The following is a 19,379-nucleotide window of genomic DNA, read 5'->3' as shown; positions in this document are numbered from 1 at the left end:
GAACATTGTAAAATAGATGATGATGAGAGAGATAAAGAAAATATTACTTTTAGGTTCGGGAGCTTTAAAGATCGGGGAAGCGGGAGAATTTGATTATTCAGGTTCACAGGCTTTGAAAGCTTTACGGGAAGAAGGAATCTATTCCGTGTTGATTAATCCTAATATTGCTACGGTACAGACCTCGGAAGGAGTAGCGGATAAAATTTATTATTTGCCGGTGACTCCCGAATTTGTAGAAAAAGTAATAGAGAAGGAGCGTCCTGATGGTATTTTTCTCTCTTTCGGCGGACAAACGGCTTTAAATTGCGGGATTACTTTACATCGGATGGGAATTTTAAAAAAATATGATGTAGAGGTATTGGGAACTCCCGTGCAAGCGATTATTGATACGGAAGACCGAGAGATTTTTGCGCGTAAATTATCTGAAATTCAGGTGTGTACTCCTAAAAGTATTGCGGCAGGTACAATGGAAGAAGCTATCGCTGCAGTTCAAAAGGTAGGTTTCCCGGTGATTGTCAGAGCTGCTTATACGTTGGGAGGATTAGGGTCCGGTTTTTGTTCCTCTATGGACGAGTTTAAACGGCTGTTAGATAGTGCTTTTTCTTATTCTCCTCAGGTTCTGGTGGAGGAGTCGTTGAAGGGATGGAAAGAGGTCGAATACGAGGTTGTCAGAGACCGATACGATAATTGCATTACTGTTTGTAATATGGAGAATTTTGATCCGTTAGGCATTCATACCGGCGAAAGTATCGTAGTCGCTCCTTCCCAAACGCTGAGTAATAGTGAGTACCATAAACTGAGAGCCATTGCTATCAAAATAATCCGGCATATAGGTATCGTCGGGGAGTGTAATGTACAATATGCATTGGATCCGAATTCGGAAAATTACCGGGTGATAGAGGTAAATGCCAGATTGTCCAGATCGAGTGCCTTGGCTTCAAAAGCTACCGGTTATCCCTTGGCTTTTGTTGCGGCAAAATTGGGATTGGGTTACGGATTACACGAAATAAAAAATTCGGTGACTAAAATAACGACGGCTTGTTTTGAACCTGCTTTAGATTATGTGGTTTGTAAAATTCCGCGTTGGGATTTAAATAAGTTTGGAGGTGTTTCCAAGCTGATAGGCTCTTCTATGAAAAGTGTGGGGGAGATTATGGCCATAGGGAGGTCTTTTGAGGAGGCGATTCAGAAAGGAATTCGAATGATCGGTCAAGGGATGCACGGTTTTGTCGGTAATAGGGTAAGGGTAAAGGTAAAGGATATCGATGAAGAGCTCATTCATCCTACGGATACTCGTATTTTTGCTATTGCGGCTGCTTTTGATAAAGGATATAGCGTGGAACAAATCCATGAAAAAACGCGTATTGACAGATGGTTCCTTCAGCGTTTGGAAAATATCCATTTGCTGAAAGAAGAGTTGGGATCTTTGGAGAAAGAGACAAGTATAGATAAATCATTTTTAAGAAAAGTCAAACGATACGGTTTTTCGGATTTCCAGATCGGTCGTTTGGTGATTCGGGACTCCTCTCTTTCACCTCATGAGAAGATGTTAAAAATCAGAAGTTATCGTAAGAAATTAGGTGTTTTGCCCTGTGTAAAACAGATAGACACGTTGGCCGGCGAGTATCCGGCATTGACCAATTATCTTTATCTAACCTATGGCGGAGAAGCTAATGATATTGAATATGAGCACGATCACCGTTCTGTTATCGTGTTAGGGTCTGGAGCTTATCGTATCGGGAGTAGTGTCGAATTTGACTGGTGTGGGGTTAGTGCTTTGAATTCGATTCGTAAAGCGGGTTATCGTTCGGTAATGATTAATTACAATCCGGAGACGGTGAGTACGGATTACGATATTTGCGATCGACTCTATTTTGACGAACTTTCTTTTGAGCGGGTAATGGATATCGTAGAATTCGAAAGGCCTAAAGGAGTGATCGTTTCTACGGGAGGACAGATTCCCAATAATCTTGCTATGCGTTTGCACGGGCAACTGGTACCTATTCTGGGAACTTCTCCGGAGTCTATCGACCGGGCGGAAGATCGGCAAAAATTTTCTTTTATGTGTGATGAACTGGGTATAGACCAGCCGCGGTGGAGTGAATTGACAAGTATCGAGGATATCTATCAGTTTGTGGATAAGGTCGGTTTTCCTGTTTTAATACGTCCCTCTTACGTGCTCTCCGGAGCTGCTATGAACGTGGTATCGAATAAGGAGGAGTTGATATATTTTCTTGAACTGGCAGCTGAAGTTTCTAAGGATCATCCGGTGGTGGTTTCCGAATTTATAGAACAGGCGAAAGAGATCGAGATCGATGCAGTTGCTCAGGACGGTGAGATCAAAGCTTACGCTATCAGTGAACATATCGAATTTGCAGGGGTCCATTCGGGGGATGCGACCATTGTATTTCCGGCTCAAAAACTTTATATAGAAACTATACGGAGGATAAAAAAAATAGCTCGGTCGATTGCGAAGGAGTTGAATATTTCCGGTCCTTTCAATATGCAGTTTTTGGCGAAAGATAATGATATTAAAGTGATAGAATGTAATTTAAGAGCATCGCGAAGTTTTCCGTTTGTTTCAAAAGTATTGAAATATAATTTTATAGATATGGCTACCCGGATCATGTTGGGAGAAAAAGTGGAGTTTTTGAATAAATCGGTCTTTGACTTGGATTACGTGGGAGTCAAAGCTTCCCAATTTTCTTTTGCCCGGTTATTAAAGGCAGATCCGGTATTGGGGGTTGATATGGCATCTACCGGAGAGGTCGGTTGCATAGGGGAGAATTATTATGAAGCGGTATTGAAAAGTATGCTTTCTGTCGGACACCGGATTCCTTGTAAGAATATTTTAATCTCTTCAGGCCCTTCCCGTTCGAAAGTGGAGCTGCTAACTTCTGCCCGGATGTTACGGGAAAAAGGATATGCCATCTATGCTACGGAAGGTACGGCAAAATTCTTTGAAGAGAATGGAATAGAGGTTACTGTTCTATATTGGCCGGATGAGGACAAAAAGCCGAATGTCATGGAATTTTTGAGAGAGAGAAAAGTGGATTTGGTGATCAATATACCTAAAAACCATACGAAAAGAGAACTTGATAATGGTTATAAAATTCGCCGGGCGGCGGTGGATTATAATATTCCGTTGATAACGAATGCCCGCTTGGCGAGTGCTTTTATTTATGCGGTTTGTAAAGTAGGGGCGGGTGAGATCGTGATTAAAAGTTGGGACGAATATTGATCGCCTGGCATTCGTCAATTGAAAATGTTATAGCGTAAATGCTTCTATGTCATGACAGAGTTATAGCCCAATCTGTGGTTTGTTTGCTTTTTATTCAAAAACAAAATAAACCTGTGCCGGAAATAGGAGAAAATCATTTATTTTTACGGAATAATAATCTGAAATTATGGATAGGAGAAAAATAAATCGATTGGTTTATACAGGGGCTTTGTTGGTATTGTTTGTAATAGGTGTGATTTTATGGTATCAGCAAGTAGGAAGTTCGGAGATGAAGGTTTTTACCGTTATTCATCAAAAAGAGGCTTCTTTTGATTTTAAGTCCAAATTCAAGAAGCCGGAACGATTAAAAATCCGTTTCGAGGGAAAAGTGGATTGCGATGCTTTGCTTGTAGTAAAAAATACGGGACAATCGGTAAAATCCAGAATAACATTTCCGATTAAAAAAGGCGATTTAAAAGAGAAGGTTTTGGATTGTCCGTGGACTTCTCCCGGTGTATTGCTTCAGATCCGATCTAACGAATGCGAGATAAATGATTTAAAAATTATTCTTGAGGTTTTGGAATAGTTTGTATACGTGAGTTTTATGGAGGAAGGTCAGGGAGTTAAGAATATATGATGAGGGAAAGATTCGGATTTATTTTCTAACTTTGCGTCTCAAAATTAATACGGATTAGGATGTTAAAAAGGTATTGGAAAAGCTTTACAATTTTTTGGAGTCTGTTTATTCTTTTCGTGGCAGGTATTTTTTTCTTTTTTTATTTGATATCTGACGGGAAGTTAGGTTTTATGCCTACTTTCGAAGAACTGGAGAATCCGAATAATCGTTTTGCCAGCGAGATTTATTCGGCAGATGGGAAAATTATCGGAAAATATTTTCGGGGAAGTGAAAACCGGCGTTACACGGATTATCACGATATTCCCCAGAGTGTGATAGATGCGTTGATTGCCACCGAGGATGTACGTTTTTATGAGCATAGCGGTATTGATATACGGGGTCTGTTCCGGGTGGCGAAAGGAATGGTTACGGGAAATAGTTCTTCCGGGGGAGGAAGTACGATCACACAACAATTGGCCAAGATGTTATTTCCGCGCTCGGCCAATCAGAATTTTATGGAATTGGCTTTGCGTAAATTTCGGGAATGGGTCATCGCGGTGAAGTTGGAAAAGAGTTACACGAAAGAGGAGATCATTACCATGTATCTTAATAAATTTGATTTTTTAAATCTGGCGGTCGGTATAAACTCGGCAGCTAATATTTATTTTGCGACAACTCCTGATTCTTTACGGGTAGAACAGGCTGCTATGTTGATCGGTATGGCTAAAAATCCTTCGTTGTTTAATCCTATCCGTCGTCCGGATAAGACCTTGGGACGCAGGAACGTGGTATTGGGACAAATGTATAAATACGGTAAAATCACTCAGGCGGAATACGATTCTTTGGTCCTTTTGCCTTTGGGTATCGATTTTAGAAAAGAGGATCATAAAGAGGGAATTGCTACTTATTTTAGAGAATATTTAAGGCAGTTTATGACGGCCAATAAACCGAAACGGGAGGATTACAAATGGAATAAGTCTCAATATGCTTTAGATTCCATCGCCTGGGAAACGAATCCGCTTTATGGTTGGTGTAATAAGAATATTAAATCTGACGGCTCACATTACGATATCTATTCCGACGGTTTAAAGATTTATACGACCTTGGATTCGCGTATGCAGAAATACGCGGAAGAGGCCGTTGCCGAACATTTGGGACAGACTTTGCAGCCTACCTTTCATAATGAAAGAGTACAAAAAAGAAATCCTCCTTTCTCGAACGATATGACAAAAGAGGAAATAGAAGATATTATGAATCAGGCTATCAAACGGTCCGATCGTTATAAATCTATGCTGGCGGAAGGTAAAACTTATAGAGAGATAAAAAAAGAGTTCTTGAAACCGGTCCAAATGTCTGTTTTTACTTGGAAAGGTGTTCGGGATACGCTTTTATCTCCGATGGATTCGATAAAACATTATAAGTCGTTTTTCCGTGCTGGTTTTATGGCGCTGGATCCGAAGACAGGTAATATAAAAGCCTATGTGGGAGGACCGGACTACCGTTATTTTATGTACGATATGGTAAGTGTGGGAAAGCGTCAGGTAGGATCAACGATTAAGCCGATTCTATATACATTGGCCATGCAGGAAGGATTGGCTCCTTGTCAGAAAGTATTGAATGTCGCCCAAACGTTTGTGTTGCCTGACGGGACAACCTGGACTCCGCGGAACTCCACGGATAAAAGGGAAAACGAGTGGGTAACGTTGAAATGGGGATTAGCCAATTCCGTAAATAATATTTCTGGATGGGTAATGAAACAGTTTACTCCAGAAGCGGTGGCTCAAATGGCCCATAAAATGGGAATTACCAGTTTTATCGATCCCGTGCCCGCCCTGTTTTTAGGATCTTCCGAAATTTCCGTAAAAGAGATGGTGTCCGCTTTTTCTATATACTCTAATAAGGGAGTCTATAACTCTCCGATGATGGTAACGAAGATTGAAGACAAATACGGGAATGTGTTGGCCCGTCTTGAACCGGAATCGAGAGAGGTTATTACTGAAAACACGGCTTATCTGATGGCAAGTCTTTTGAAAGCGGTTGTCGATGAAGGAACGGGAAGGCGTATCCGCTTCCGGTATCATTTTACGAATCCGATTGGAGGCAAGACGGGTACGACGCAAAATCATTCCGACGGTTGGTTTATCGGTATCACTCCTGATTTGGCAGGAGGAGTCTGGGTAGGAGCTGAAGATCGTTCGATCCATTTCCAAAATTTGGCGAACGGACAAGGAGCCAGTATGGCTTTGCCGATTTGGGCTTTATTTATGCAAAAAGTATATGCGGATAAATCTATTGCCATGCCTCAACGGGATTTTGAAGCTCCTGTGGGCATGAATAACGTGTTGGATTGTGGTGATGAGGAAAAAGACGGGAGAGCGGTCCAGCCGGAGGAGGAGGAATTTTTTTAGTTGGGATTTGTATTCCGAATTTAACGATTGTAAAAAGGGTTCCTTGTTTGGTCTTTGCGTCCGGAAAACTTTCTATTACAGTATGATACATTACTAAATATACGGAGGGTATGGTAAAATCAAAGAGCGTTTTTGTTTGTCAGAACTGTGGAGCCAAAGAGTCCAAGTGGGTTGGAAAATGTTCTACTTGCGGGGAGTGGAATAGTTTTGTCGAGGAGGTTGAAGTCATCACGAAAGGTAATCGGACAGCCTCCGGACTCGGAGGGAGTTCATTAAGACCTTTAAGATTGTCGGAAGTGAAGACCAATGCTGACGAACGGATGGACACGAAGGACGATGAGTTGAACCGGGTTCTCGGGGGAGGTTTAGTCCCCGGTTCCATGATTTTATTGGGAGGAGAACCGGGGATCGGTAAATCTACTTTAGTCCTTCAATTTGCCCTTCATAATCGTTGCGGTAAGGTACTTTACGTCTCGGGGGAGGAGAGTGTTTCCCAGATTAAGATGCGGGCACAACGTTTAGGGGCGGAAAATGACGATTGCCTGTTTCTTTCCGGTAATTCTTTGGAGGCGGTGATGGAGCATGCCAAGGTTTTAGAGCCTAAGTTGTTGATTATTGATTCTATCCAGACTTTGGCAACAGAAAGCGTCGATGCTATTCCCGGTAGCCTTTCTCAGATTCGAGAGTGTACGAACGTGCTGTTACGATTTTCAAAGGAGAATACGATTACAACCATATTGATCGGGCATATTACCAAGGATGGCCAATTGGCCGGTCCCAAGATACTCGAACATATGGTGGATACCGTTTTGCAGTTTGAAGGAGACCAGCAATACATGTATCGGATTTTGCGTTCCATGAAAAATCGCTTCGGATCGACTTCCGAAATCGGAATTTATGAAATGTTGCAATCGGGATTACGTCAGGTGACGAATCCTTCCGAGTTGTTGTTGTCGAATCACGGGGAAGAGTTGAGCGGTATAGCCGTTTCGGCTACGGTAGAGGGTGTAAGGCCTATCTTATTGGAAGTACAGGCGTTGGTAAGCACGGCTGCTTATGGAACGCCTCAGCGTTCGGCTACCGGTTTTGATACGAGACGTTTGAATATGTTATTGGCGGTTTTGGAAAAACGAGTCGGTTTCCGTTTGGCGGCGAAAGATGTCTTTCTAAATATTGCCGGAGGTATTCGGGTGAGCGATCCCGCTCTTGATTTAGGGGTCGTTATGGCCGTGTTATCTTCTAATATGGATGCGGCTCTTCCCAAAGATACGGTGTTTGCCGGAGAAGTCGGTTTATCCGGAGAGATCAGAGCCGTTAGTCGTATCGAACAGCGGATAGCCGAAGCGGAGAAATTAGGATTTAAGCGGATTTTTATTCCTACCGGAAACAAGAAGGCCTTGACCAAAAAAAACGAAAAAATTGATGTCCGTTCCTTTTCAAAAATTGCTGATATATGTCGGGAACTTTTTAAATGATAAAAGGCTGATCGTATGACCAGCCTTTTGCCTTTTTGTAGAAGCTATTTTGTTAAATCGTATTTTTGATCATAACCTCTCTCTTTGATATTGATTCCCTCTTTCATCCACCGGGGTAGAGGAGTATCTTTTAAATAATGATCGAAAAACTGTTCCATCCTTATGGTCCAATCGACCTGTGCGGGACGGGATCTCAGGAAATGTCCCTCTCCCATGTAATTTAATAACCATGCCGGCCGTTGTAGTCTTCGCAGGGCCAGGAACAGGTTGCGTCCGTCGTAAAATGCCACGGCTTCGTCTTTATCGCAATGAAAAATCAGGGCCGGAGTATGAATTTTGTCGGCAAATAAAAGAGGCGAATTTTCAATATATCCCGGTAGATCCTCCCATAATGTTTTACCCATACGACATTGCCAATCTTCATACATAAGCATGCAAGCTATTCCTCCCTCGTCTCTTATCCCGGTGTATACGGATGTGATGTTGATCAACGCGGCCCCGATATTGACGCATTTGAATAGATCGGTTCGAGTAACGATATAAGCTACTTGAAAGCCCGACCAACTGTGTCCTTGCAGTCCGATACGGTTTGAATCCAGGATCTGCCGGTCCATTAAAGCTTTTGTACCGCTGACAACGGCATTGTAAGAGCTTTTGCCGGGTTCACCGATTTTAAAATAGACATCCGGCTGGAACACGATGTAGCCTTTGCTGACGTAAGTCGGAATATCGATCATGGCATGGCTTAGTCCCGGAACAGGATGAATATGCATTTCCGGAGTATGTGTCTCGTAAAACGTGACGATGGAAGGATAACTTTTGTTCGGATCGTAGTTGTCCGGAAGATAGAGCAATCCTTGATTCCGTTTTCCGTCGTAATTGGTCCATTCAACTTGTTGAACGGATCCCCAAGCATACTCTTTTTGTTGCGGGTTCGCTGAGGTTATCTTTTTCATTCGTTTGAAAGAACGGTCACAGATCCATAAATCCCGTTCCTCTTCGTAGCTTTGTTTGAAACATACGACTGTTTTTCGGTCTTCACTCTCTTGAAGAATTTCGATATCGAATGCTCCCTCTATTTTGGGTGTTAATTTTCCATGGGGAGAAAGTTGGTATATTCCATGATCTTTGTTTTCCCAATTCATGGAATAGATTTCCTGGGTTTTGTTCAGGTCAATGAACAACTCGTTTCTTTCGGGATTGACAAACCTGAAGACAGTATGGTGTTTGCGACCGGCTCCCTTTGTCCAGCAATGGGTTTTTTCCTCGCCTTCCAAATCGACCACCCAGATATCGTATCGGTCGTAAACGAGTAATTTTTTCCCGTCATTACTCCACCCTGCAATACCGTACGGGGGTGCGGGGTTCGGCCTGTCATACAATTCGTTTTGTAAAGGATAGGGAATTTCATCCGTTAGTTTTCTTCGGGTAAAGGTCTCCGGGTTCAATAGTATCCAGGATGAATTCGTGTTGTCGAAAAAGAGGATGTGATCTCCGTTCGGTGTCCATTGAACGGGTCGGGTTAACGCCTGGGCGATCATTTTACTCTCCCCGTCAGCTAAATTTACCAGATAAAGGTCATATCTGGTATCGTGTTGCCAATCTCTGAACTTTCGGTAAGGAATATTGTCTGTCTTAAAAGCGAATTTAGGATCTTTGCCGTTTTGGATGTATAAAGCGGAATAGTCGGAATCACAAATTTTGTAATGTTTCTTTCGTTGCAGATCGAAGATCCCTTTCGAGGGAGAGGGCATAGGGTTTAAGATACCTCCTTTTGCCTGTTGAGACGGGATCATCTCGTCATTCCAACTCCAAAGTTCCAATTGGAAACTTTCGTCTTTTTCTCCCCGGGAGGGACGTGGTTTTCGGGGAGTAGGCAGATCGTATAGAAGAAATTTATTATCTCCTAAAATTTCTGCGGACTCGATATCCATTGATAGGGTGTCGATCTCGCTGTAATCTACTAATTTAATTGCCGAATTATTTTGCAAGGAAAAAATATAGAGATTTTTTGCCGTTTTATAATTGGTATCGGCGATAACGATAAAACTTCCTTTCTTTTCCCGTTCATCGAATCTGAAAAAAGAGAGGGATTTTGTCGAATCTCGATATAATGTTTTATGTTGTTGTGTATGAAATACATTACCGTAACGAATGATATTGCAGGAGGGAGTTTGCTCGATGTATATTATTTTGGAGTCCCGGTCGTACAATTGATAGTTCCCGATGTGTTCCAAAATGATGCTGTCGTTGGTTTCTATATTTTTTATTATTAAGGCTTGGTCGTTTTCCCGAAAATAGGAGAATTGAGGGGCATAAAGACTAAATTCGGCCCCCTCGGGACATACGGTCTCCTTTTGGTTTTTTAAAGATCTGGCTATTACGGGAGATTCTGAATTATTTTCGGAAGTGGCTCGACTGTAAGTAATCCATTCTCCCGAGGCGAAAAATTGATAGAAGTCGATTTGATTCAGTGTAATGGTTTTTCCGGTTTTTACTTCGTATAGGTAGTAGGTTTGGCGCGCATCTTTATTTTTATCCTCGTTATCGTGATACAGGTAACGGTATTTAACCCATTTCCCGTTCATGGATAATTCGTAGGAATTAACATATCTCCATTGCTTGTAAGCTTCTTCGTCCAATGCTTTTTTTGGGGCTATACCGGAGAGATGAAAAGAGAGAGAGAGAAACAGAAAAAGAAAGAGTGAGTGTAGATAATGCATATATTATAAAAATTTGAGCGGAGATACCTCAAAATTTTTAAGTCTTATCCTTTTAAAAAAGAATCTTGAGGTATCTCCGGAGAATGTTATTATTGAACATCGGTATTTACGGTAGAATCTTGCTCTACGGTCGTATTTGCCTGAGGAGTAACTTTTTCCTTAATGATTTTGGTATTCAAATACAAAAAAGCAAGGCGAGGATTGGCTTCTTGTACGACTAAGGATAATGAATCGGCTGTCAGCTGTTCGATTTTTTCTTTTGTTTCGTAAGCCTCTTTTGAACCGTCTTCTTCAATGCTGGTTCCCTTAATGATCAGGTAACCGTCTTTGATTTCCCAGGTTTTCAAATCCAATGAAGGAATGTTGATGGCTTCGCATACTCCGTCTTTTTTGAAATTGAATCCTTTTAATTCTCCTGTAGACTGATAGGTATAAGGGTTACACCACTCCCCGATGAGTTTTTTTTCCATCTCTTTTTGAGGATTACTGCTACAGGCACAAAAAATTAAAATTAAACCAAAGTAAATTAAGTTTTTCATGTTTTTGTTTTTAAAAAATTAAGGTTTTACTATTATTACACTCTCCGGATCAAAAAGGATTAATCCGGTTTTCTTTTTGACTTTATCTTAACAATCTAAAGTAAGTAAGGGAGGTTTCTCGTTAGGTGCTGCAAAAGTATTCATTTTTGGATAACGGCCAAACATTTTTTTGTCACTTTTATCTCTATGTGACGTAATAGCACTTGGGTAGCACTTGGGGACGGGGCAAAAGTGCTATTTTAAAGTGAAATAATATTGAATAGGATTCAATAATAGTAAAGCGGGACAGGACGGCTTCCCTGATCCGTCCAGCATGAGTATTACGGAATCGCAGAATTCTTTCTTCTTTGTGAAAACAAAATGGTATCTTTGCAACCATTTTAATTTGTTGGCTTATAGTGGATATAAAAATGTCTTACCAATGATGAATTTAAAGGCTAAAGGATATATTTTAGGGGTTATTGCGGCGGCGACTTACGGTATGAATCCCTTATTTGCACTTCCTCTATACAAGGCGGGAATGAATCCTGATTCGGTTCTGTTTCTAAGGTATTTGTTCGCTATCCCCGTGTTGGGAATCATGATTAAGGCGAGGGGACGTGATTTCAAGTTAAAACGGAAAGAGATCGTCCCGCTGATTATCATGGGATTGTTGATTTCTCTTTCTTCCCTTACTCTTTTCCAAAGCTATAATTACATGGAAGCCGGTATTGCGTCTACCTTATTGTTTGTCTATCCGATTATGGTGGCATTGATTATGGCTTTTGTATTTAAAGAGAGACTGACATTGCAAACCATCGTATGTATTTTATTGGCCTTGGGTGGAATAGGGTTGCTTTATAAAGGTGATGACGGTACGACGCTTAATTTGACAGGAGTTATTTTAGTCGTTATTTCAGCTCTTTCCTATGCCATTTATATTGTCGCTGTAAACCGTCCCCTGCTAAAAGATATCGCGACGCTAAAATTGACGTTCTACGTGTTGCTTTTCGGAATGACTTTATTTTTAGTGCGGGTTGATTTCGGGATGAGTTTGCGGGTTGTCGATACCTGGTATTTGTGGGGTAATTTGATCGCCTTGGCTATTTTTCCGACAGCTGTTTCGTTTCTTTGTACTACTCAAGCCATCCAATACATCGGTTCGACGCCGACGGCCATTTTGGGGGCTTTGGAACCCCTGACTGCCGTTTTTTTTGGTGTAACCGTCTTCGGAGAATCTTTTACGATGAGATTGGCTTGCGGGATACTCATGATTGTTTCTGCCGTAACCCTTATTATTGCAGGAAGTAATGTTACCGTCTATTTGGTTCGTTTTAGAAAACTTTTTCCCAAACTTCCGGTCAAAAAAAAGCGAATGCATTGAATTTTATCAGTGTTTTTGCCTTGTTATTAGAGACGATAGGAGATATATCCGGTCTCGATACGCTTGTATTGTGATAGGAATCATGATTGAGTATCGACGATAACGCTGTATAAGATATTGTTATTTAATTTATAATTATTATATTTGCAATAATTGTATATCAAATATTAAGAGAAGAATGATTGCTAAAATCAAAAATCCGTTTGTTGTAAACGGGTATGTTTCGGAGGTGTATTTCTGCGACCGGGAGAGTGAAACGGCAGAGTTGACCGGAGCCTTACGTAACGAGCGTAATATGGTAGTTGTATCGCCTCGGCGTATGGGAAAGACCGGCCTGATAGAGCATTGTTTCCATCAAAAGGAAATTGAAAGGGGGTACTATACTTTTTTTATCGATATTTATGCTACCGGTAGTTTAAAAGAGTTCGTTTTTATTCTCGGCAAACATATTTTTACGACCTTGAAATCCAAGGGGAGAAAATTTGCGGAACATTTTTTCTCGGCGATCAGTTCTTTACGTCCTGCCTTCAAACTCGACCCGGTTAGCGGTCAACCTGTTTTTGATATCGGAATAGGTGAGATCCGGCAACCTCTGTTGTCATTGGAAGAGATATTCAAATACCTCGAGTCGGCGGATAAACGTTGTATTGTGGCGATAGACGAGTTTCAGCAAATAGCCAAATACCCGGAAAAGAATGTGGAGGCTGTTTTGCGTACATACATACAGCAATGCAAGAACACGACTTTTGTATTTTGCGGGAGTCAACACCATATGATGCAGAATATCTTTTTCTCGGCATCGAGGCCCTTCTACCAGAGTGCATCGTATATGAATCTCGAACCGATCGGACTTGAACCTTATCGAAAATTCGTGCAGAATCATTTCAATAAAGCGGGAAAGAAAATTTCCGACGAATGTATAACACGAGTCTATAATCTGTTGGACGGGCATACGTGGTATATACAGGCGGTTTTTAACCGACTGTACGAACAGTTGGATAGCGGGGAAGAGATGTCTGTTACTATCGCTGATTTTGTCTTGCATATGACGGTAGAGTCGAACCGGACAGTTTACCAGAGTATGGTTTCGATGTTGTCCGAACGGCAAAAAGAGATCTTGTTTGCTATTGCTAAGGAAGGAAAAGCTTCAGGGATCACTTCGGCTGAATTTATAAGGAAGCATGGCCTATACTCTCCCAGTTCGGTACAATCGTCGGTGAAACAGTTATTGGAAAAAGAGTTTATAACTAAAGAGGAGAATAGCTACCAGATTTATGACCGCTTTTTTGGTCTTTGGCTTGCTAAAACATACGGAACCGGGTATTCTCTTTAGTAGCACTCGGGGACTGAAGTTTTTCTCAAAATAAAACCACCTACTTGCGCAGGTGGTTCATTTTGGTGACCTCGGAGGGGCTCGAACCCTCGGCCCATTGATTAAGAGTCAATTGCTCTACCAGCTGAGCTACGAAGTCATCCTTTGCTTACAGTGTTGACTGATTTGCGGGTGCAAATATGCAACTATATTTTTTAATCTGCAAGAAATTTATTCTTTAATGTTGTGATAAACATTGGTGACATCGTCGTCTTCGTCCAGTTTATCCAGGATTTTGTCGACTTCGGCACGTTGTTCTTCAGTCAATTCTTTCGTATCTAACGGTATCCGTTCGAATTCTCCGCTAACGATGTCGTATTTGTTGTCTTCCAAGAATTTTTGGATGTTTCCATAAGCCTCGAACGGGCCGTAAATTACGATAATGCCGTCCTCGTCTTCGAAGATTTCGTCAGCTCCGTAATCGATCATTTCCAGCTCGAATCCTTCCATATCGAAATTTTCCGGTTTATGTATTTTGAACACGCATTTCCGGTCGAAGAGAAAATCCAAAGAACCGGTGGTTCCGAGAGAGCCGCCGTATTTGGTGAAAGCATGGCGTACATTGGCTACCGTACGCGTATTATTGTCCGTGGCGGCTTCAACGACAATTGCTATTCCGTAAGGAGCATAACCTTCGTATACCACTTCTTTGTAATCCGAGGTATCCTTTGAAACGGCTCTTTTGATGGCTCGTTCCACGTTTTCTTTCGGCATGTTTTCAGCCTTAGCGTTTTGGATTAAGATACGGAGGCGTGTATTGTTTGCGGGGTCGGGTCCTCCGGCCTTCACGGCGATATCAATTTCTTTACCTATCCGAGTAAAAGTACGGGCCATGTTACCCCACCTCTTCAGTTTACGTGCTTTACGATATTCAAACGCTCTTCCCATAGTTGTATCTATTTGATTATTATTCTATCTCTGAATTAGGGTTGCAAATTTAATGGTAAAACTTAAAACTAAAAAGGAAATAAAAAGAATTTATTGGGATGACCCGTATGAAATCGTTATTCTAATTTGCGGACTTCGAAATTATCCACGTAGACAGCCTCTGCGGGGTCTGGTATTTTTGATCCCGGAGAGTAGGTTCTGATCTCTATTCTCAGGAATTTAGCTCCCATCGGAGCCCTGAATTTATTATTGGCTCCTAAAGGTTCGATCCAGCCATCGGTCGCTTTTGTTTCTTGGGTCTGAAGTTTTTCGTTGAAACCGGATAGGGCGGTTGATGCTTTACGCCATGTACTGGTTATTTTCCAAGCGTAAGAGGTCGCTGTCGAGTTTACGTTTAATTTGATTTGAAAACATTCTCCTTCCATGACCGGAATATCTTGATAAATATAGGTTTGATGTTCCAGTCGAGCGGAGTTACCCGAGAGAGAGAAAGTCGCATCCGTGTTTTTATGAACAACGTTATGAGCTCCTCCGGTTACCAGCCAACCGACAGGGGTTACCGGAGCTGTTTCCCAGGTTTCAAAATCTCCGTTTGTCAGGAGATTCGGGCCGGTCGGATTGCCTGTAATCGGTCGGTCGTCGGCGACAATGGGGTTATTGTCGTCAAACGTGAATTGGCTACCCGCGTCGATGATGTTCTCGTCCCAATCTTGAATAATAAAGTTGAAAGTTTGTCTTGTCGTCGGGATGAATCTTCCGGATATTCTTACGATCTGATTTGCTCGGATGGCAGGAGCCATGGGCATGACACCCCGGTAGGTGACCTGATTTTTTGTATACAGAATTCCGATTTCCGCTTTATTGGCCGCAACGGGAAAGGTTAAGAGTTCAGCCGTACACGTTCGCATACCTTTCACGTGGGCTAACTTTTTAAGGATAGTATTGGCTGTTCCGAGTTTGCTTCCGTCGACGGTAGAGGTGTATGGAACTCCTTTCAGTTCCACTTTGATCGAATCGATATCCGGATCGATGTCGTTGAGTTCGACAATTACTTTTCCGACCCGTCGTTGGAGGTGAACGGCAATGGGGGCCGGAGGTGAGTTTTCGGTAATATTCATGCGTTGTATGACCGAGAGGAATTCAGAAGATTCCCGGTAGTTTTCACCTGTTTTTAAAAGTTTCAACAGTATCTTCTCTTTCGGGTCACCTATTTTGGCACTAACTTCGTTTTCATCCGTTCCGTTGGCAATAAAAGCAATGTCATAATTGCCTATCGGGAGGTTGATCGATAGGTCGGTTCCGTCGAGATCTTCTTCCGAATAGGAAAATAGGCGTGCGACATGATTGGTTTCATCGAACGCGATAATGCGTAAACGGGAAAACGCGGCGTTTACGTCTTTCGTCTGCGAACCTGCAAGCGTCGTACTAAAACTAACGTGAGTTTCCTGACCTGTAATGATTTCATCCATGAAGCAGCTTATGCAAAAGCATACGATTACGAGTAGAAAAATTAATTTTTTCATGGGGTCTACATTTATTATTTTTCAGCATGTTAACGTACCGTGATAAAATCACGTAATAAGACGAGGATATACTCCTTCTTTTCCCGAGTAGAAGGAGGGAGCATCGGATAAATAATTTTGGTAAGAGATTTAATACACGCCTCCGTGTTTCAAAATTATGACAAAAAAACGAGAAACCAATGGAATGTTAGAAAATAGAGATGCCAATATTGGTGGTAAAACGTTCCAAGGTCTCTATGCCCATGTATGAATTCCCATGGCGATTTAATTCGGGACTCCACACGGCAATACTGAGTTTACCGGGAATAATGGCTACTACTCCTCCTCCGACGCCGCTTTTTCCGGGCATACCTACCCGGAATGCAAAATCTCCGGATTCGTCGTAAAATCCGCAGGTCAGCATCAAGGCACTAAGCCGTTTGGAACGACTGACGGTAAGAATTTCTTCCTGATTATAAGGATTCGTTCCGTGATTTGCCAAAAAAAGAAAAGATTTGGCTAAATCGACACAATTCATGGCAATACTGCATTGATGACAGTAAACGTCTACCAGTGAATCCACGTCATTCCGGATATTTCCGAAGCTTTTCATAAAATGCCCCAAAGCTTTGTTTCTGCTGGCGTGTTCGAATTCGGAGGAGGCTACGTTTTTATCGTAATAGATATCATCATTTCCTGCCACCTCCCGAATAAATTGTAAAATTGCTTCTTTGGGGCGCGGATAAAGGTCCATTAACTTATCGGTAACGACAAGGGCTCCCGCGTTGATAAAAGGATTTCTGGGAATACCTTGCTCATGTTCCAATTGTACTAACGAGTTAAAAGGAGTACCCGAGGGCTCTCGTCCCACGTATTGCCATAAGTCGCTTCCGAGGTGACGGACAACCATGGACAGAGTAAAAACTTTGGATATGCTTTGTATGGAAAACTTGGTGAGGTAATCTCCGGTACCGATTATTTCACCGTCTAAAGTAGCGATGGCAATACCGTACTGGTGCGGATCCACGTGGGCTAAAGCCGGAATATAGTTAGCTACTTTTCCTCTTCCGAAAAAGGGTTTGACTTCCTGGTATATGTTCTCGATGACCTCTTTGTAATCCATCTCGTTCGTAATTTATCGGTCCAAATATACGAAAGATTTTATTTGGGTTAAGTACGTGACATGATTTAAAGTTTTCGAATGACTTTTCCGGAATAAGTTTCCCGGAACGGATTTTGGAATAGAATATTTTTAGGTACCTCGTAGGGAGGAAGTAACTGTTTTATTTGTTTTTTCAGGGCTGTACACCGTTTCTTGTCCCAAGGAGCGTCTTCTATAACTAAAACGGCTTTTTCTCCCAAGTAGTCGTCCGGTTGGGAAGTAATAAAAAAACGTTGAGCGATGTAAGGGGCTAATTTTTGCTCCAATGTTTCGGGGAAGAGCTTTATGCCCCCCGAATTGATAACGTTATCGTGGCGCCCTAACCATTCGAAGTGTCGCTCGTCTATAAGCCGGACGATATCGTTGGTTGTGAATGTTCCGGTATGCAAATGCGGAGTATGGATAACCAAACAATCCCTGTCGTCGGTAGCAAACCGGACTTGGCCTATGGCAAAATACGGATCGGAAGCCTGCGGACCGTTGAGATAACGGAGAGCTACGTGTGAGACGGTTTCCGTCATTCCGTAAGTTCCGAAGCAACGGGAAGAAATATATTGCAGCTTTTTATGGAGTAAAGGAGAGGTAGCTGCCCCTCCGATAATGACGTGCCGGATCCGGTTAAGTCGTTTGGCTGTCTCCGGGGTTGATAATGTTGTATCTACTTGCATGGGAACCATTGCGGCAAAATCGATTGCTCCGGAGAAATGGGATAAAGGGGAGGAAGAAGGAGGAGTAACCCATAAATTTGCCTGTGCCGTCAAAGCTCTTACGATCATCATCTTTCCGGCGATGTAAGAGGGGGAGAGGCATAACAGCATATTGGTTTCCTGGCCTATTTCAAAAAAAGCATTGGTGATCCGGGCGGAAGCCAGCATATCTTTTTTTAAAAGTCGGATCTCTTTCGGCTTCCCTGTTGAACCGGATGTACGACCAATAACGTATTCGTTCGGGTCGAACCATTCTTTTAAAAAAGAGACGACTTCTTTATTTTCGGATGGATCGATTTCCGAAAGTTTTGTGTAAGATTTGCCGTTCAGTCGAATTTGTTTCATGCGGTTGGTATTAAAAAGAGAGTGGATTCAATTCCCATTTTTTAGTCGGATTATAACTGATAAAACAACCTTTTTGTTCTAAGGGAGACGGTATATTGTTGATGTATAATTGCCCGGTTCCTAACCCTTGGGGCATGGCGGTAGGTAGTGTTGCCGTCCATTGGGCAATGGCGTTTAGCCCTATGTTCGATTCCAAGGCGGAAGTAACCCACCAGCCGATACGGAGTCGACCGGCTATTTCGATCCACTCTTCCGCGCCGGAGAATCCTCCTGTCAGGGCGGGTTTTAATATGATGTACCGGGGTTGTATCGTCATCAGCAACTCTCTCTTTCTTTCTGTTTCCGATATCCCGATTAACTCCTCGTCGAGGGCGATAGGTACGGGAGATAATCGACAAAGCCGGGCCATCTCTTTCCATTGGCCCTGGCGAATGGGTTGTTCGATGGAGTGGATATCGTAACGAGCTAATTGTTCTAATTTTGCTAAGGCTTCATCGGGAGTAAAGGCTCCGTTCGCGTCTACCCGTAACTCTATATCGTGACGGTTAAAACGGGAACGGATCAGTTTCAATAGTTCCAGTTCCGATTGAAAATCGATTGCTCCTATTTTTAATTTTATGCAATGGAATCCGGCGTTCAATTTTTCAACCAGACGCTCTTCCATCGTTTTCCGGTCTCCCATCCAAATAAGGCCGTTAATCTCTATCGGCCGGCTATTTTCAAGGAAAGGGGTAGGGTAAATCCAACGTTTACCCCCGTTTCCCAAATCAGCCAAAGCGGTTTCTACGCCGAAACGGATCGAACTCCAATCATTCAATGTCTCCAACGGTAATCGGTCTATGTTTAGGCATACCTGTTCCAGTTGTTTTTCGTAGTCGGGCCGATCGTCGGCACTTAACCCCCGGAATAGTGCGCATTCCCCTATCCCGAAGACCTCGGGGCGCTCGGTGTCCCATACTTTTATAAACCAGCTCTCTTTTGTCGTCAGGATTCCTCTGGAAGTTCCCGCCGGTTGTTTAAAGACGAGACGATAAGGGATATAGGATGCCTTTAGCATAG

Annotated in this window: 13 protein-coding genes and 1 tRNA gene; 6 read left to right on the top strand and 8 right to left on the bottom strand. The window is 42.4% G+C overall.

Features of this window, described 5'->3' with window-relative positions:
• Positions 1-19: 19 nt before the first annotated feature.
• From carB to radA, 4 genes are all read left to right on the top strand, one after another.
• Positions 20-3,241 carry a carbamoyl-phosphate synthase (glutamine-hydrolyzing) large subunit gene (carB, locus tag PGR74_RS03285; protein WP_041503475.1) on the top strand — a complete coding sequence of 1,074 codons (3,222 nt, stop codon included), beginning with the start codon at positions 20-22 and terminating at the stop codon, positions 3,239-3,241.
• A 166-nt stretch (positions 3,242-3,407) separates the two neighbouring features.
• Positions 3,408-3,806: a hypothetical protein gene (locus PGR74_RS03280; RefSeq protein WP_041503182.1), complete on the top strand. Its 399-nt coding sequence runs from the start codon at positions 3,408-3,410 to the stop codon at positions 3,804-3,806.
• 110 nt (positions 3,807-3,916) lie between these two features.
• Positions 3,917-6,244: a transglycosylase domain-containing protein gene (locus PGR74_RS03275; RefSeq protein ID WP_041503181.1), complete on the top strand. Its 2,328-nt coding sequence runs from the start codon at positions 3,917-3,919 to the stop codon at positions 6,242-6,244.
• A gap of 110 nt (positions 6,245-6,354) precedes the next feature.
• Positions 6,355-7,719, top strand: coding sequence for a DNA repair protein RadA (radA, locus tag PGR74_RS03270; RefSeq protein ID WP_041503180.1), 1,365 nt, complete (start codon positions 6,355-6,357; stop codon positions 7,717-7,719).
• A 44-nt stretch (positions 7,720-7,763) separates the two neighbouring features.
• Here radA and PGR74_RS03265 read toward each other — a convergent pair whose 3' ends face one another.
• Together PGR74_RS03265 and PGR74_RS03260 are read right to left on the bottom strand one after the other, a co-directional pair.
• Positions 7,764-10,442, bottom strand: coding sequence for a S9 family peptidase (locus PGR74_RS03265; RefSeq protein ID WP_110688458.1), 2,679 nt, complete (start codon positions 10,440-10,442; stop codon positions 7,764-7,766).
• A gap of 89 nt (positions 10,443-10,531) precedes the next feature.
• Positions 10,532-10,981 (bottom strand): lipocalin family protein, encoded by a 450-nt coding sequence (locus PGR74_RS03260; RefSeq protein ID WP_052634540.1) that lies wholly within the window; start codon positions 10,979-10,981, stop codon positions 10,532-10,534.
• A 424-nt stretch (positions 10,982-11,405) separates the two neighbouring features.
• On the opposite strand from PGR74_RS03260, the gene PGR74_RS03255 reads away from it, so the two are divergent.
• Together PGR74_RS03255 and PGR74_RS03250 are read left to right on the top strand one after the other, a co-directional pair.
• On the top strand, positions 11,406-12,344 hold the full coding sequence (locus PGR74_RS03255) for a DMT family transporter (RefSeq protein WP_041503472.1): 939 nt from the start codon (positions 11,406-11,408) through the stop codon (positions 12,342-12,344).
• Between the two features lie 178 nt (positions 12,345-12,522).
• The gene (locus PGR74_RS03250; protein ID WP_041503179.1) at positions 12,523-13,677 is read left to right on the top strand and encodes an AAA family ATPase; all 1,155 of its coding nucleotides are present in this window, start codon (positions 12,523-12,525) and stop codon (positions 13,675-13,677) included.
• A 63-nt stretch (positions 13,678-13,740) separates the two neighbouring features.
• Here PGR74_RS03250 and PGR74_RS03245 read toward each other — a convergent pair.
• The 6 genes from PGR74_RS03245 to PGR74_RS03220 form a co-directional block, all read right to left on the bottom strand.
• Positions 13,741-13,816 (bottom strand) — tRNA-Lys (locus PGR74_RS03245).
• Positions 13,817-13,887: 71 nt separating this feature from the next.
• Complete coding sequence (locus tag PGR74_RS03240; protein ID WP_041503178.1) at positions 13,888-14,604, bottom strand: YebC/PmpR family DNA-binding transcriptional regulator; 717 nt, start codon at positions 14,602-14,604, stop codon at positions 13,888-13,890.
• A 116-nt stretch (positions 14,605-14,720) separates the two neighbouring features.
• Positions 14,721-16,127, bottom strand: a complete 1,407-nt coding sequence (locus tag PGR74_RS03235) for a FimB/Mfa2 family fimbrial subunit (RefSeq protein WP_270516692.1) — start codon at positions 16,125-16,127, stop codon at positions 14,721-14,723.
• A 187-nt stretch (positions 16,128-16,314) separates the two neighbouring features.
• The gene (locus PGR74_RS03230) at positions 16,315-17,229 is read right to left on the bottom strand and encodes a glutaminase (RefSeq protein ID WP_041503176.1); all 915 of its coding nucleotides are present in this window, start codon (positions 17,227-17,229) and stop codon (positions 16,315-16,317) included.
• Positions 17,230-17,294: 65 nt separating this feature from the next.
• The gene (locus PGR74_RS03225) at positions 17,295-18,320 is read right to left on the bottom strand and encodes an AMP-binding protein (protein WP_041503175.1); all 1,026 of its coding nucleotides are present in this window, start codon (positions 18,318-18,320) and stop codon (positions 17,295-17,297) included.
• A gap of 10 nt (positions 18,321-18,330) precedes the next feature.
• Positions 18,331-19,377, bottom strand: coding sequence for an o-succinylbenzoate synthase (locus PGR74_RS03220; protein WP_041503174.1), 1,047 nt, complete (start codon positions 19,375-19,377; stop codon positions 18,331-18,333).
• Between the last annotated feature and the right edge of the window lie 2 nt (positions 19,378-19,379).

The organism is Sanguibacteroides sp. AM78-02pH3A, assembly GCF_027666085.1.
Lineage (GTDB): Bacteria > Bacteroidota > Bacteroidia > Bacteroidales > Marinifilaceae > Gabonibacter > Gabonibacter massiliensis.
Note: the sequence above shows the minus strand (reverse complement) of the source record. Positions and strands in the feature narration are given on the sequence as shown.

Coding starts and splice junctions, on each gene's coding strand:
- carB (WP_041503475.1), top strand. CDS start 20: ATGATGAGAGAGATAAAGAAAATATTACTTTTAGGTTCGGGAGCTTTA.
- PGR74_RS03280 (WP_041503182.1), top strand. CDS start 3,408: ATGGATAGGAGAAAAATAAATCGATTGGTTTATACAGGGGCTTTGTTG.
- PGR74_RS03275 (WP_041503181.1), top strand. CDS start 3,917: ATGTTAAAAAGGTATTGGAAAAGCTTTACAATTTTTTGGAGTCTGTTT.
- radA (WP_041503180.1), top strand. CDS start 6,355: ATGGTAAAATCAAAGAGCGTTTTTGTTTGTCAGAACTGTGGAGCCAAA.
- PGR74_RS03265 (WP_110688458.1), bottom strand. CDS start 10,442: ATGCATTATCTACACTCACTCTTTCTTTTTCTGTTTCTCTCTCTCTCT.
- PGR74_RS03260 (WP_052634540.1), bottom strand. CDS start 10,981: ATGAAAAACTTAATTTACTTTGGTTTAATTTTAATTTTTTGTGCCTGT.
- PGR74_RS03255 (WP_041503472.1), top strand. CDS start 11,406: ATGAATTTAAAGGCTAAAGGATATATTTTAGGGGTTATTGCGGCGGCG.
- PGR74_RS03250 (WP_041503179.1), top strand. CDS start 12,523: ATGATTGCTAAAATCAAAAATCCGTTTGTTGTAAACGGGTATGTTTCG.
- PGR74_RS03240 (WP_041503178.1), bottom strand. CDS start 14,604: ATGGGAAGAGCGTTTGAATATCGTAAAGCACGTAAACTGAAGAGGTGG.
- PGR74_RS03235 (WP_270516692.1), bottom strand. CDS start 16,127: ATGAAAAAATTAATTTTTCTACTCGTAATCGTATGCTTTTGCATAAGC.
- PGR74_RS03230 (WP_041503176.1), bottom strand. CDS start 17,229: ATGGATTACAAAGAGGTCATCGAGAACATATACCAGGAAGTCAAACCC.
- PGR74_RS03225 (WP_041503175.1), bottom strand. CDS start 18,320: ATGAAACAAATTCGACTGAACGGCAAATCTTACACAAAACTTTCGGAA.
- PGR74_RS03220 (WP_041503174.1), bottom strand. CDS start 19,377: ATGCTAAAGGCATCCTATATCCCTTATCGTCTCGTCTTTAAACAACCG.